Raw genomic sequence first — 13,286 nt, 5'->3', positions numbered from 1 at the left:
AATCCCGGAAAGAGGCTATGCCCTGAGCACGCCTCCAGTCTGCTTGCCGACATTCTCGACGACGCGCCTGGCCAACGCCTCGAAATCCTCGTCGGTCAGCGTCTTCTCGACCGGCTGGATCGACACTTCGATGGCGATGGACTTCTTGCCCTCGCCGAGCGCCGCACCTTCGAAAACATCAAAGACCGAGACGCCGGTGACCAGCTTCTTGTCCGCGGCGAGCGCCGCGCGTACCAGCGTGCCGGCCTCGACCGCCTTGTCGACGACGAAGGCGAAGTCGCGCTTCACCGCCTGGAAGGCGGAGAGATCCAGCCTGGGCTTGGTTTTCGTCGGCTTTGCCTTGGGCTCGGGCACGGCATCGACATACACTTCGAAGCCGCAGAGCGGGCCGGAGACGTCGAGCCCTTCCAGCGTTTTTGGATGAAATTCACCGAACGTGCCGAGCACCGTCTTCGGTCCGAGCTTGATCGTTCCGGAACGACCAGGATGGTACCAGGACGGGCCGCCGGCCTCGATCTGCAGCCGCTCGACCGGCGCGCCGCAGGCTTCGAGTGCGGCGATGGCATCAGCCTTGGCGTCGAACACGCCGACCGGACCGGAATTGCCAGCCCAGTTGCGGCCGGAACCGTCGAGCTTGGCGGTGCCGCGCCGCACGCCGGCGGCAACGCGCCGTTGCTGGTCGGCGCCGTCGCCCTCATAGGTGCCGGAGACCTCGAACAACGCCACGTCGCCAATGCCCTTGTCGGCATTGCGCTGGGCGGCTGCGATCAGGCCGGGCAGCAGCGAGGGCCGCATGTCGGACATGTCGGCGGCGATCGGGTTGGCGAGCTTGAGCGAAGCCTGCCCGCCGCCGAATAGTTCGGCGTGCCTGGCGGGGATGAACGACCAGGTGACTGCCTCCATCATGCCGCGCACGGCCAGCGCCCGCTTGGCCGCGCGGGTGCGGATCTGCAGCGTCGTCAGGATCTTGCCGTTGACCGCGTCATGCGCGCCGAGCGGCTGCGAAGCGATGTTGTCGACGCCGTGGATGCGCATCACCTCCTCGACCAGGTCGGCCTTGCCGTCGACATCGGGACGCCAGGACGGCACGGCGATTTCGACGACATCGCCCGAACCCTCAGGCTTGAAGCCGAGGCGCGTGAGAATATCGAGGCTTTCCGCCTTCGGCACTTCTATGCCGGTCAGCCGCTTCACTTCCGACAGCGGGAAGGAGACGATCTTGGGCTGATGGCCGGCATAGCCGGCCACCTCGATTTCCGTCGGCGTGCCGCCGCAGAAATCAAGCACCAGCCGGGTCGCAAGCTCAACGCCCGGCACCATGAATTCGGGGTCGACCCCGCGCTCGAAACGATAGCGGGCATCGGTGATGATGCCGAGCGCGCGCCCGGTGCGGGCCGTGGTGATCGGGTCCCAGAGTGCGGATTCGATCAGCACGTCGGTCGTGTTCTCGTCGCAGCCGGAACGCTCGCCGCCCATGATGCCGGCGATCGATTCCACGCCATTGTCATCGGCGATGACGCACATCTCCGGCGTCAACGTGTATTCGCGGCCGTCGAGCGCCAGTACCTTTTCGCCATCCCTGGCGCGACGCACGACAAGATTGCCGGCGACCTTGCCGGCATCGAAGACATGCAGCGGCCTGCCACGATCGAAGGTGACGTAGTTGGTGATATCGACCAGCGCGCTGATGGGCCTCAGCCCAATGGCGATCAGCCGCTGCTGGAGCCATTTCGGGGACGGGCCGTTCTTGACGCCGCTGACCAGATTGAGCGCGAAGCCGGGGCAGAGTTCCGGCGCTTCGATCGTCACCTTGACGGGGCACATTCCATTGCCGACATGCGGCATGATCGCGCCGCCGACGAGGCGGCCGAGACCGCTCGCCGCGAGATCCCGGGCGATGCCGTAAACGCTGGTGGCATCAGGCCGGTTTGGCGTCAGATTGATCTCGATGACCGGATCGTCGAGATGCGCGTAAGCGGCGAAGCTGGTGCCGACCGGCGCATCTTCGGGCAGGTCGATGATGCCGTTGTGCTCGTCGGAAAGTTCCAGCTCGCGCTCGGAACACATCATGCCGTGGCTTTCGACGCCCCTGATCTTGCCAACCGTCAGCGTCACATCGATGCCGGGCACATAAGTGCCGGGCGCGGCGAAGGCGCCGATCATGCCCGCCCGCGCATTGGGTGCGCCACAGACGACCTGCACGGGCGGCTTGCCGTCGCCGGTGTCGACGGTCAGCACCCGCAGCCGGTCGGCGTCGGGATGCTGCACCGCCGTCAGCACCCTGGCGATGACGAAGGGCTTCAGGCTCGCCTTGTCGTCGACATGCTCGACCTCGAGGCCGATCGAGGTCAGCCGCTCGACGATCTCGCCGAGCGAGGCGTCGGTCTCGAGATGGTCCTTGAGCCAGGAGAGGGTGAATTTCATGATGCTGTTCCGTAATGTATCGCAGCAGGAATCGTCTTGACCGTCACGCGCTCAGGCCCCCGAACAAAGTCGGCATGTCGAGCGGCCGGAAGCCGTAATGCGACAGCCAGCGCACATCGGCATCGAAGAAGGCGCGCAGATCCGGCATGCCGTATTTCAGCATGGCGATGCGGTCGATGCCCATGCCCCAGGCAAAGCCCTGATATTCATCGGGATCGAGCCCGCCAGCGCGCAGAACGTTGGGGTGCACCATGCCGCAGCCAAGGATCTCCATCCAGTCGGAGCCTTCGCCGAAGCGCACCTCGCCTGGCCGCGAGCGGTCGCACTGGATATCGACCTCGAGGCTTGGCTCGGTGAACGGGAAGAAGGACGGCCGGAAGCGCATCTTGACCGACGGCACCTCGAAGAAGGCCTTGCAGAACTCTTCCAGCACCCACTTCATGTTGGCGACGTTGGCCGATTTGTCGATCACCAGCCCTTCGACCTGATGGAACATCGGCGAGTGGGTGGCGTCGGAATCCTGCCGGTAGGTCTTGCCCGGAATGACGATGCGGATCGGCGGCTTCTGCTTCTCCATGGTGCGGATCTGCACCGGCGAGGTGTGGGTGCGCAGAAGCTTGCGCTCGCCCTTCTCGTCCGGCTGGAAGAAGAAGGTGTCATGCATCTCGCGCGCCGGATGGCCTTCCGGGAAATTCAGCGCGGTGAAATTGTAATAGTCGGTCTCGATGTCGGGCCCTTCGGCGATGGCGAAGCCGAGATCGCCGAAGATCGCCGCGATCTCGTCGATGACCTGGCTGATCGGATGAATGCGGCCGCGCTCGGCCGGCGACTGCCGCACCGGCAGCGTCACGTCGACCTTCTCCGCGGCGAGGCGGGCAGTGATGGCAACATCCCTGAGTTCCGCCTTGCGCGCGGTGAGCGCATCGGTGACGCGGTTCTTGAGGCCGTTGATGGCGGGACCTTTGACCTGGCGCTCCTCGGCGCTCATCGAGCCGAGCGTCTTCAGCATTTCCGAGATCGACCCCTTCTTGCCAAGGGCTGCCACGCGCACGGCTTCTATCGCGGGCTCGTCAGCAGCCGACGCTATGTCGGCGAGCAGCGAGGCTTCCAGGCTTTCAAGATTTCCAGCGGTGGCGTTCACGGCGAAACTCTCTCGATCGGGCAACCCACCATCACCGGGCGTGTCACCAATTTGGTTACATCAGGCATAAGAAAAACCCGCGCCAGCCGTGCCAGCGCGGGTTCCCCAAATCAGAATTTCGAATGCTTGGGAAGCGCTGGTCTTAGGCCACAGCGCTTTCAAAAGCATTCGGGGTGGTGTTCTTGAGGTACTCAAGAGCAACCTTCGCCTTGGCCACGAGCGCGGCGAAAGCCTGCGGCTCGTGGATGGCCATATCCGACAGGATCTTGCGATCGATCTCGATGCCAGCCTTGTTGAGGCCGTCGATGAAACGGCCATAGGTCAGGCCGTGCTCGTGCGTCGCGGCGTTGATGCGCTGGATCCACAGCGCGCGGAACGAGCGCTTGCGGTTCTTGCGGTCGCGATAGGCATATTGCAGCGACTTTTCCACCGCCTGCTTGGCGATGCGGATGGTGTTCTTGCGGCGGCCGTAGAAGCCTTTCGCGGCTTTCAGGACCTTCTTGTGCTTGGCGTGCGAGGTGACGCCTCTTTTTACGCGTGCCATGTCATGATCTCCTTAAAAGCAATTCCAGGAAAAGTGCCTTGCGGTTTTCCGTTCGGAATTGCGTAAAACAAATTCGTGTTCGGCCGAATGCTCAGAGGCCGTTCGGCAGAAAATTCTTGATGACCTTCTTGCCGTCCGGTTCAGCCAGAACCATCGTGCCGCGGGCATTTCGAATGAACTTGTTGGAACGCTTGATCATGCCGTGACGCTTGCCGGCCGCAGCCGACAGGACTTTACCCGTACCGGTGATCTTGAACCGCTTTTTGGCGGCCGATTTGGTCTTCATCTTGGGCATTTTGCTACTCCGTATTGTGGCGCACCATCGCGCTTCTTGTTCGCTTCGGGCCGACCAAAGCCCGAAAAGCAAATGAAACCGCCACGGCATGCCCTGCCGGGCGGTTTTCTTGGAACGGCGGTCCTATACGTCAAAGCAGGCGACTGTGCAACACCCACCGCGCCGCGTGTCGTAAGCACATGAGTTGTCCGGATTAGGTAGCACGTGAGTTGTCCGGTTTTATCGCCAGCGGATGGAGGCTGGGGATGAAGCGGACGGCATGGCTACAGGACCGGAGAATGCAAAAGTTTCGGGACGTATTGAGCCGCTGGAATGGTGGCGATCTTTCGATGATGGAGGCAGGGGAGTTGCTTGGCATGTCGGAGCGGCAATTCCGACGCTACCGCGACCGGTACGAAGAAGCTGGGGAAGCAGGGTTGCTGGATCGGCGCTTGGGCAAGCTTTCGACGCGTCGGGTGCCGGCGGAAGCGATTGAGGAGATGCTGGAGCTTTACCGTCATCGCTATCTCGGCTGGAATGTGAAGCATTTCCACGAGCACCTGCTGCGCGATCACCATTTCAGCTGGGGCTACACCTTCATCAAGACGCAGCTCCACGCGGCGGGCCTTGTGGAACGGGCCAAGCGGCGCGGTGCTCACCGGCGCAAGCGGGAGAGGAAGCCTTGCGAGGGGATGATGCTGCATCAGGATGGCAGCCGTCATCGATGGCTGGCGGGTGAGCCGATGCTGGACCTGATCGTGACGATGGACGATGCGACGAGCACGATCTATTCGGCCTTCCTGATCGAGGAGGAAGGCACGGCGTCGAGCTTTCAGGGCCTTCTGGAGACATTCGTCGCCAAGGGATTGCCATCGAGCCTCCACAGCGATCGCGGCAGCCACTATTTCGTGACGCTGAAGGCCGGCGAGGCGGTCGACAAAAGCCGGCTGACCCAGGTCGGCCGGGCGCTCGAGCGGCTGGGTATCGAACATATTCCAGCCTATTCCCCTGAAGCGCGAGGCCGCTCGGAGCGGATGTTCTCCACCTTGCAGGATCGGCTACCGAGAGAGCTGGCGCTGGCCGGAATTGCCGACATCGAGGCCGCCAACCGGTTCATCGCACAGACCTACCTACCAGCTCACAATGCCCGCTTCGCCAGGCCGGCCGCGGTCGAGGACAGCGCCTTTGTCGCCGCAGACCCGCAACAACTGGCCCAGATCCTGTGCATCGAGGAGGAGCGCGTCGTTGCCCGCGACAACACGGTCGCCTTCGCGCGGCTGCGATTGCAGCTGCCGCAGAGCCCGATCCGGCATCACTTCGTCAAAGCAACCGTCAAGGTCAGGCACTACCCGGATGGAACCCTCGCGATCTTTCACGGGCCGCGCCGCATCGCTCGCTACAGCTCTGACGGCGCCGCAATCGAAGACACTTGCCCCATCAGGCAAGCCGCGTGAACCGCTTCGACGCCAAAACAGAAGCGGACAGATCATGTGCTACCAAACCGGACAACTTGATTAGCTACCGACACACCCACCGCGCCGCGCGTTTCCCCGAACGCCGGGATGCGGCGCCCGGTCCTTCTTCAAGGGAGCGTAAACAACACCGGCAGCATACCCGACTGCTGGGCGCCGTCGATCAGTTCGAAGGCCGGCAGCGCGATGAGGAACACCAGGCCGTCGAGAAGCGTGGTCAACAGCAGGCGCGGCTTGAAGCTGCCGGTGTCGCCTTCCTGGTAGAGGGAAAGCTTCGGAAAGAATCGCGGCACTCTTGCCAGATAGGCCTGATAGGGCTCGCCGAGCGTTTCCTTAAGGAATTTCTCCTCGCGCAGGATGACGATATGGAAGGCGCCCGCACACAGGACAGCGAACAGAATGATGCCGGAGAACGAGCCGATCTGCGCGCCGACGCCGGCCGCGGCCACAGTCGAGAACACATAGAGCGGGTTGCGGGTGATCGAATAAGGCCCGCCCGTCACAACTTCGGAAGATTTGCGCCCACCTATGTAGAGCGTCGACCAAAGGCGACCGCAGATACCTAGGAAAATCAGCAGCACGCCGAACATCTCGATCGTTTCATGCATCGCCGTATCAGGCGGAAAGCTCGATTGCCCGAACAGCAGGGCTGCGAACAGCACCACCACAAGCACGGCAAGCACCAGCCTGCGCGTGCGCTGGTAGCCACCCAGCCCGTATTTGAGTTTTTTGTCCAAGGGAGGAATCCGATCGTCGAGAGCTTAGCCGGCGACCGCAGCTATGGCCGAGAAATGGGCGTCCCGCCGATCGCCGGGACGCCCTGTAGCACAATTCAGGCGGAATTGGAGCGCGTCGGTCGCGCTAACCTTATCGTGATCTAGCGCGGCGCCAGCACCATCATCATCTGGCGGCCTTCGAGCTTCGGTTCCGCTTCCACCTTGGCGATGGTAGCCACTTCCTCACGCACCTTGTTCAGAAGCTGCATGCCGAGCTCCATATGCGCCATCTCGCGGCCACGGAAGCGCAATGTCAGCTTGACCTTGTCGCCTTCCTCGAAGAAGCGGCGCACCGCCTTCATCTTGGTCTCGTAGTCGTGGCTGTCGATGTTCGGGCGCATCTTGATCTCCTTGATCTCGATGACCTTCTGGTTCTTGCGCGCCTCGGCCGCCTTCTTCTGGTTGGCGTATTTCAACTTGCCGAGATCGAGGATTTTTACGACGGGCGGCTGCGCGTTGGGCGATATCTCGACGAGATCGAGCCCTGCCTCTTCGGCGAGCAGCAATGCGTCGTTGATGGAAACATCGCCACGGTTCTGGCCTTCGGCGTCGATAAGCTGGACCCGGGGAACCCGGATGTCACGATTGGAGCGCGGCCCATCCTTGGTCGGCGCCGCTGCTTTGAAAGGTCTGCGAATGGTCGTGGTCTCCTTGGCCGTTTCGTTCTGGATTTGCAGGTGTTGATATGTGGACGCGCCAATGTGGTGAGCGCGCGGGCGGAGTCAATAGCACAGCATTGACAGAAAATCACCTGATCGCTGCCTGCGGCAAACAAAGAAAGATCGCGAGCACTTTTCGCCACACCACTGGCTGTGTCACAAGACCCTGCGCCGAAAGTCGGCGTGAGGAAAAAGCCATGACTGCCCCTGTCTTTCTGGATGTCGACGGATCGAGCATCGCGGTGCGCCATATTGCGGGCGCGACGCCTGGCGTCGTCTGGCTCGGCGGCTACAAGTCGGACATGCTGGGCACGAAGGCTGAAGCGCTTTCGGACTGGGCGGCAAAAGACGGCCGCGCCTTCCTGCGTCATGACTATTCCGGACACGGCGAATCCGGCGGCGCCTTTGCCGACGGCACGATCTCAAAATGGCTTTCGCAAAGCCTGGCCGTGTTCCGGCATTTCACCAGCGGCAGCCAGATCCTGGTCGGCTCGTCGATGGGCGCCTGGATCGCCCTGCGCATGGTGCAGGAATTGCGCAAGGCAGGCGACGCAAGCGTCGTCGGTCTGGTGCTTCTAGCACCGGCGCCGGATTTTACCGCAGAACTGGTCGAACCGGTGCTGACCAAAGCGCAGAAGCGCGACCTTGCCAAAAAAGGCTTCTTCGAGGAGCCGTCGGACTATTCCACCGAGCCCTACATCTACACGCGCGCGCTGATCGAGGATGGGCGCGACAACCTGGTCATGACAGGCCCGCTCGACACGCACTGCCCCGTACACGTCTTGCAGGGCCTGGCCGATCGGGACGTGCCGTCGAGCCATGCGCTGAAGCTGGTCAGCCTGCTGCCGGCCGACGATGTCACGCTGTCGCTGATCCCGGACGGCGACCACCGGCTGTCGCGGCCGCAGGATCTCGACATGCTGGTGCGGGCGGTCGGCGACATGGCTGCGCGGGGCAAGTGACGATGCGCCTTTCCATCCCGATCTCAGCCTTTGTCGCGGCCATCGTCGGTTTCGGCGGCACGCTGGCCATTGTCATTGCCGCCGCCCACGCGGTTGGCGCGACGCAAATCCAGACGGCGAGCTGGGTGACCACCATCTGCCTGGCGATGGCGGTCGAAAGCCTGTGGCTATCCTGGCGAACGAAAATGCCGGTCATCACCGCCTGGTCGACGCCGGGCCTGGCGCTGATGGCGGCGTCGAGCGGTTTTTCGATCGGCGAGGCCGTCGCCGCCTTCATCGTCACCGGCATTCTTTTGGTCGCCACCGGGCTGTTCCGGCCGCTGACGAAACTGATCTCGGGGATACCGCCCTCGGTCGCTTCAGGAATGCTGGCCGGCATTGTCGTCACCTTCGCGCTCAATGCGGTCAAAACTGTTCCCGCCGATCCCTGGCTGATCCTGCCGTTGATCGCCGCCTTCTTCGTCATCCGCCTGTTCAATCCGGCGCTGTCGGTGCTGGCAGTGCTGGTCGGCGGCGGTCTCGCCGCGTTTCTCACCGGCCGCGTCGGCGGTTTGCCCACTCCTGAACTGTCGACGCTCACTCTGATCGCGCCTGTGTTCACCGCCAAGGCGATAATCGGCCTGGCAGTACCGCTCTACCTGGTCACCATGGCTTCGCAGAACCTGTCGGGCCTCGCCGTGCTGCGCGCCGCCGGCTACCATCCGGAACCCGGTCCGCTGATCGGCATCACCGGCCTGTTTTCGCTGCTTTCGGCGCCGTTCGGCGGCTCGACCACCAATCTGGCGGCAATTTCGGCGGCTATCTGCACCGGGCCCGACGTTCATCCAGACCCAACGGAGCGCTGGAAGACAGGGCCGTTCTATGCCCTTGCCTATCTGATCTTCGCGATTTTCGGCGCCTCCCTGGTGGCGATCTTCGCCGTCCTGCCGCAGAGCCTCATCGTGCTGGTTGCGGGTCTTGCGCTGATGGCCTCGCTGGCCAACGCGCTGGCGATCGCGCTCAAGGACGAAAGCGAGCGCATGGCCGCCACCGTCACTTTTGTCGTCACCGCCTCCGGGCTGACCTTGTTCGGCGTCGGCGCCGCATTCTGGGGACTGATTGCCGGTCTGGTCGTGCTTTTCCTCGATATGCTCAAAAAGCGATAATCATTTCAGCAGCTTGTCCGGTTTTAGCCGACATTGTCTTGAATCGCCGTTTTTGCCTTCCCATTTCGATTCCACGCAGCCGGTCCTGGCTGTCTCCAACCGAAGGAATGGGAGAAAATGAACACATCTGCATTGATCCGCCCGGCCTGGACGCCGGCAACCATCGCGTTGATGGTGATCGGCTTCATGGTGTTCTGGCCGCTCGGCTTCGCCATGCTCGCCTACATCATCTGGGGCGACCGGCTCGAGGGCTTCAAGCGTGATGTCAACCGCGCGACCGACGGCATCTTCGCCGGCTGCCGCCGCGGTTCCGACAAAGCCGCGCGCTGGGGCCACGGCTCCGCCCGGACCGGCAACGTCGCGTTTGACGACTGGCGCGAAAAGGAGCTTGAACGCCTGGCCGAGGAACGCCGCAAGCTCGACGACATGTTGACCGAGTTCGACGACTACGCCCGCGAATTGCGTCGCGCCAAGGACCAGGACGAGTTCGATCGCTTCATGGCGAACCGCAACAAGTCGACCGCTCCGGCAAAGAGCGACCCGAGCACAGGCACGACCCCCACCAAGCGTGGCAAAGGCTCGAACCTGCTTGACGACTGAGGCTGAGCGACAGGCCCGATCGTGAAAAAACGGCGTCGCGCGAGCGGCGCCGTTTCTTTTTTGTTCTATTCGTTTTTCTCGAATCGCGTATCGTCCGGCCATGACCCTCGGATTCTTCCGCAATCTGACGAAGCCCAAGCCCACGCCTGTCGTGGAGCGAGAATACTGCGTTGCCGGCCGCACGCTGCCGCTCAAGATCGTCGAGAGCGCCAGGGCGCGGCGTCTGACGCTGCGCATCGATTCCAGCGGCCAGGGCCTGCGTATCACCGTGCCGCCGGGCCTGCGCCGCGGCGAGGTGGAGCGGTTCCTCGATCGTCATCAGGACTGGCTGGAGCAGCGGCTGGCCAAGGTGCCGACACGGCCGCAGGTACGGCCAGGCATCAAGATACCAATCCGCGGCGTGCCGCACCGCATCGTGCATGAGCCGTCAAGGCGCGGCACCGTCACCGTGTCGCGCGACGAACGCGGCCCGCTGCTGATCGTGCATGGCGAGCGCATCCACCTGCCGCGCCGCATCGCCGATTTTTTGAAGCGCGAGGCCAAGAAGGAGATCGAGAAGCTGGTGGCCAGGCACACCGAAGCGCTTGGCAAGCGCGCCAAGGCGATCCGCTACAAGGATACGTCCAGCCGCTGGGGCTCGTGCACCTCCGAAGGCAATTTGTCCTTTTCCTGGCGCATCATGATGGCGCCGCCGCCCGTCATCAACTACCTCGTCGCGCATGAAGTAGCGCATCTGAAAGAGATGAACCACGGCCCGAAATTCTGGAAATTGTGCGAAAAGCTCTGCCCCGACACCGACCGCTGCAAGGACTGGCTGAAGCGCAATGGCGGGGCCTTGCAGGCGATCGTTTTCGAGTAGCGCAATGAAGCGTCGTACGGCGCCAGAAAATAAGCTTTTCCGCGGTGATGCTTCACACCTCCGGTCCCGCCAGCGTCTACGTTCTTACTGGCCGCACGAACTCAATCGTCATTCGCGGCGTTCAGTTCTTCAGGCCGCAGCCCCTCTTCGCTATGATGCGGCCACGGTAAAAAATTCCGATCGAAGGCGTCGGTGTCGAAATAATCGAGCGCCCGATGCGCCTCGGCGCCGTTGAAGGCGGCCTTGTCCATCAAATGCGCGATCACCTCGCGCGCTTGCGCGATCTTCTGCCTGAGTTCGGCAACGGTTCTGTCAGTCATGATGTTCTCCCGCCTTGCATGCTTTCCCATGATAGGTAGCGCCTTTGGCCCTGCCGGCAAACAACATGCTTTTTCTCGACTCTGCCTCGATTTCATGTCAATTCCCGCGCCATGGCACTCGACGTCAAAATCTGCGGCTTGAAGACCGACCAGGCAATGGCAGCGGCGCTGGCCGGCGGCGCCAGCCATGTCGGCTTCATTTTCTTTGCCAAGAGCCCGCGTTACATCGAACCGGCTGCAGCCGGGCGGTTGCGCGAAGCCGCGCGCGGCAAGGCTTTGGCGGTTGCCGTTACCGTCGACGCCAACGACACCTTCCTGGACGACATCATCGACAGCATGCGCCCGGACATGCTGCAGCTGCACGGCTCGGAAACGCCCGAACGGGTGGCCGAACTGAAAGCCCGCTATGACCTGCCGGTCATGAAGGCGCTGCCGCTCAGCGAAGCCGCCGATCTCGAGCGCATCAAACCGTTCGTCGGGGTCGCGGACCGGTTCCTGTTCGACGCCAAGCCGCCGAAGGGCTCCGAGTTGCCGGGCGGCAATGGCGTTGCGTTCGACTGGCGCATCCTGACCGGCCTTGACGCCGGGCTCGATTACATGCTTTCCGGTGGGCTCAACGCCGCCAATATCGGCGATGCCCTTCGGCTTGCCAGCCCGCCCGGAATTGATATTTCCTCCGGCGTGGAAAGCGCGCCGGGCATCAAGGATCCGGCGCTGATCGAGCAGTTTTTCCGGGCCGTCAAGGCAGCGCGAGACGACCGCGCCGCCTGACCGGCTCAAACCCGAGCATGTCCCGAAAGTGGAAAACGGTTTTCGACAGGACATGCTTAAGAAAATCGAGATGCCAGGAGATCGGCGATGAACAAGCCGGCGACACTCAATTCCTTCCGCACCGGACCCGACGAACAGGGCATGTTTGGCATTTTCGGCGGTCGTTTCGTGGCCGAAACGCTGATGCCGCTGATCCTCGACCTCGAACGGCACTGGAACGAGGTCAAGAACGATCCGGATTTCAGGGCCGAGCTCACCGATCTTTCGACCCATTATGCGGGGCGGCCGTCGAAGCTTTATTTCGCCGAAGGACTGACCAGGCATCTTCGTGAGGTTTCCTCGGCGAAGGGCATCGGGGGCGGCGCAAAGGTTTATTTCAAGCGCGAGGACCTGAACCATACCGGTTCGCACAAGATCAACAATTGCCTCGGCCAGATCCTGCTGGCCAAGCGCATGGGCAAGACGCGCATCATCGCCGAGACCGGGGCCGGCCAGCACGGCGTGGCGTCGGCCACGGTCGCTGCCCGTTTCGGCTTTCCCTGCGTCGTCTACATGGGTGCCACGGACGTTGCCCGCCAAAGCCCCAATGTCTTTCGCATGAAGCTGCTTGGCGCCGAAGTGCGGCCGGTGACCGCTGGCCACGGCACGCTGAAGGACGCCATGAACGAGGCGCTGCGCGACTGGGTGACCAATGTCGAGGACACTTATTACCTGATCGGCACCGCCGCCGGCCCGCACCCCTATCCGGAGCTGGTGCGCGACTTCCAGTCGGTGATCGGTTCGGAGGCGCGCGCTCAGATCCTCGAGCAGGAAGGCCGGTTGCCCGACACCATCATCGCCGCCGTCGGCGGCGGCTCCAACGCCATCGGCCTGTTCCATCCGTTCCTCGACGACAAGGATGTCCGCATCATCGGCATCGAGGCCGGCGGGCGTGGCCTCGACGGCATCGAGCACTGCGCCTCGATGAACGCCGGCGCGCCGGGCGTGCTGCATGGCAACCGCACCTATCTCCTGCAAAATGCCGACGGCCAGATCATGGACGGCCATTCGATCTCGGCCGGCCTCGATTACCCCGGCGTCGGCCCGGAGCATTCCTGGCTGCGCGACTCTGGCCGCGTCGAATATGTGCCGATCCTCGACGACGAGGCGCTGGAGGCCTTCAAGCTGACCACACGCGTCGAAGGCATCATCCCGGCGCTCGAATCGGCGCACGCCATCGCCCATGCGGTGAAGATCGTGCCCGCCATGGACAAGGACCAGATCGTCATCGTCAACCTGTCCGGCCGCGGCGACAAGGACGTGCATACGGTGGCTTCGATGCTGGGCATGGAGATCTGAT

14 protein-coding genes are annotated in these 13,286 nt (G+C 62.9%); 7 read left to right on the top strand and 7 right to left on the bottom strand.

All coding sequences use genetic code 11. The annotated features are described in order from the left end of the window. Positions 1–15: 15 nt before the first annotated feature. From pheT to rpmI, 4 genes are all read right to left on the bottom strand, one after another. Entirely contained in the window at positions 16–2,424 is a 2,409-nt protein-coding gene (gene pheT, locus FJ490_RS30710; RefSeq protein ID WP_140491133.1) for a phenylalanine--tRNA ligase subunit beta, read from the bottom strand. Positions 2,425–2,467: 43 nt separating this feature from the next. Next, positions 2,468–3,565, bottom strand: coding sequence for a phenylalanine--tRNA ligase subunit alpha (gene pheS, locus FJ490_RS30705; RefSeq protein ID WP_140729608.1), 1,098 nt, complete (start codon positions 3,563–3,565; stop codon positions 2,468–2,470). A 142-nt stretch (positions 3,566–3,707) separates the two neighbouring features. Then, positions 3,708–4,109: a 50S ribosomal protein L20 gene (gene rplT, locus FJ490_RS30700; protein WP_006201247.1), complete on the bottom strand. Its 402-nt coding sequence runs from the start codon at positions 4,107–4,109 to the stop codon at positions 3,708–3,710. Between the two features lie 91 nt (positions 4,110–4,200). Beyond that, positions 4,201–4,404, bottom strand: coding sequence for a 50S ribosomal protein L35 (gene rpmI, locus FJ490_RS30695; protein ID WP_006201248.1), 204 nt, complete (start codon positions 4,402–4,404; stop codon positions 4,201–4,203). Between the two features lie 278 nt (positions 4,405–4,682). Here rpmI and FJ490_RS30690 point away from each other — a divergent pair, with 278 nt between their 5' ends. Continuing rightward, positions 4,683–5,837 (top strand): ISNCY family transposase, encoded by a 1,155-nt coding sequence (locus FJ490_RS30690; protein WP_140767669.1) that lies wholly within the window; start codon positions 4,683–4,685, stop codon positions 5,835–5,837. 128 nt (positions 5,838–5,965) lie between these two features. On the opposite strand, the gene FJ490_RS30685 is transcribed toward FJ490_RS30690, so the two are convergent. Both FJ490_RS30685 and infC read right to left on the bottom strand, forming a co-directional pair. Then, positions 5,966–6,592 (bottom strand): isoprenylcysteine carboxylmethyltransferase family protein, encoded by a 627-nt coding sequence (locus FJ490_RS30685; RefSeq protein WP_140491138.1) that lies wholly within the window; start codon positions 6,590–6,592, stop codon positions 5,966–5,968. A gap of 140 nt (positions 6,593–6,732) precedes the next feature. Then, positions 6,733–7,269 carry a translation initiation factor IF-3 gene (gene infC / locus FJ490_RS30680; RefSeq protein ID WP_140491142.1) on the bottom strand — a complete coding sequence of 179 codons (537 nt, stop codon included), beginning with the start codon at positions 7,267–7,269 and terminating at the stop codon, positions 6,733–6,735. A 218-nt stretch (positions 7,270–7,487) separates the two neighbouring features. On the opposite strand from infC, the gene FJ490_RS30675 reads away from it, so the two are divergent. The 4 genes from FJ490_RS30675 to FJ490_RS30660 all read left to right on the top strand — a co-directional run bounded on the left by FJ490_RS30675 (position 7,488) and on the right by FJ490_RS30660 (position 10,856). Next, complete coding sequence (locus FJ490_RS30675) at positions 7,488–8,252, top strand: alpha/beta hydrolase (RefSeq protein ID WP_140491144.1); 765 nt, start codon at positions 7,488–7,490, stop codon at positions 8,250–8,252. Between the two features lie 2 nt (positions 8,253–8,254). Beyond that, complete coding sequence (locus tag FJ490_RS30670) at positions 8,255–9,397, top strand: benzoate/H(+) symporter BenE family transporter (RefSeq protein ID WP_140491146.1); 1,143 nt, start codon at positions 8,255–8,257, stop codon at positions 9,395–9,397. 117 nt (positions 9,398–9,514) lie between these two features. Further along, a complete protein-coding gene (locus FJ490_RS30665) occupies positions 9,515–9,997 on the top strand; it encodes a DUF2852 domain-containing protein (protein WP_140491148.1) in 483 nt (160 codons plus the stop codon). A 100-nt stretch (positions 9,998–10,097) separates the two neighbouring features. Further along, positions 10,098–10,856: a M48 family metallopeptidase gene (locus FJ490_RS30660; protein ID WP_140491150.1), complete on the top strand. Its 759-nt coding sequence runs from the start codon at positions 10,098–10,100 to the stop codon at positions 10,854–10,856. Positions 10,857–10,957: 101 nt separating this feature from the next. On the opposite strand, the gene FJ490_RS30655 is transcribed toward FJ490_RS30660, so the two are convergent. After that, complete coding sequence (locus FJ490_RS30655; RefSeq protein ID WP_140491152.1) at positions 10,958–11,176, bottom strand: hypothetical protein; 219 nt, start codon at positions 11,174–11,176, stop codon at positions 10,958–10,960. A 111-nt stretch (positions 11,177–11,287) separates the two neighbouring features. Between FJ490_RS30655 and FJ490_RS30650 the strand changes: the two genes are divergently transcribed. Beyond that, positions 11,288–11,947, top strand: a complete 660-nt coding sequence (locus FJ490_RS30650; RefSeq protein WP_140491154.1) for a phosphoribosylanthranilate isomerase — start codon at positions 11,288–11,290, stop codon at positions 11,945–11,947. An 87-nt stretch (positions 11,948–12,034) separates the two neighbouring features. Continuing rightward, on the top strand, positions 12,035–13,285 hold the full coding sequence (gene trpB, locus FJ490_RS30645) for a tryptophan synthase subunit beta (RefSeq protein ID WP_140491156.1): 1,251 nt from the start codon (positions 12,035–12,037) through the stop codon (positions 13,283–13,285). Position 13,286 lies beyond the last annotated feature (1 nt).

It is taken from the genome of Mesorhizobium sp. B2-5-11, assembly GCF_006440835.1.
Classification (GTDB): Bacteria; Pseudomonadota; Alphaproteobacteria; order Rhizobiales; family Rhizobiaceae; genus Mesorhizobium.
Note: the sequence above shows the minus strand (reverse complement) of the source record. Positions and strands in the feature narration are given on the sequence as shown.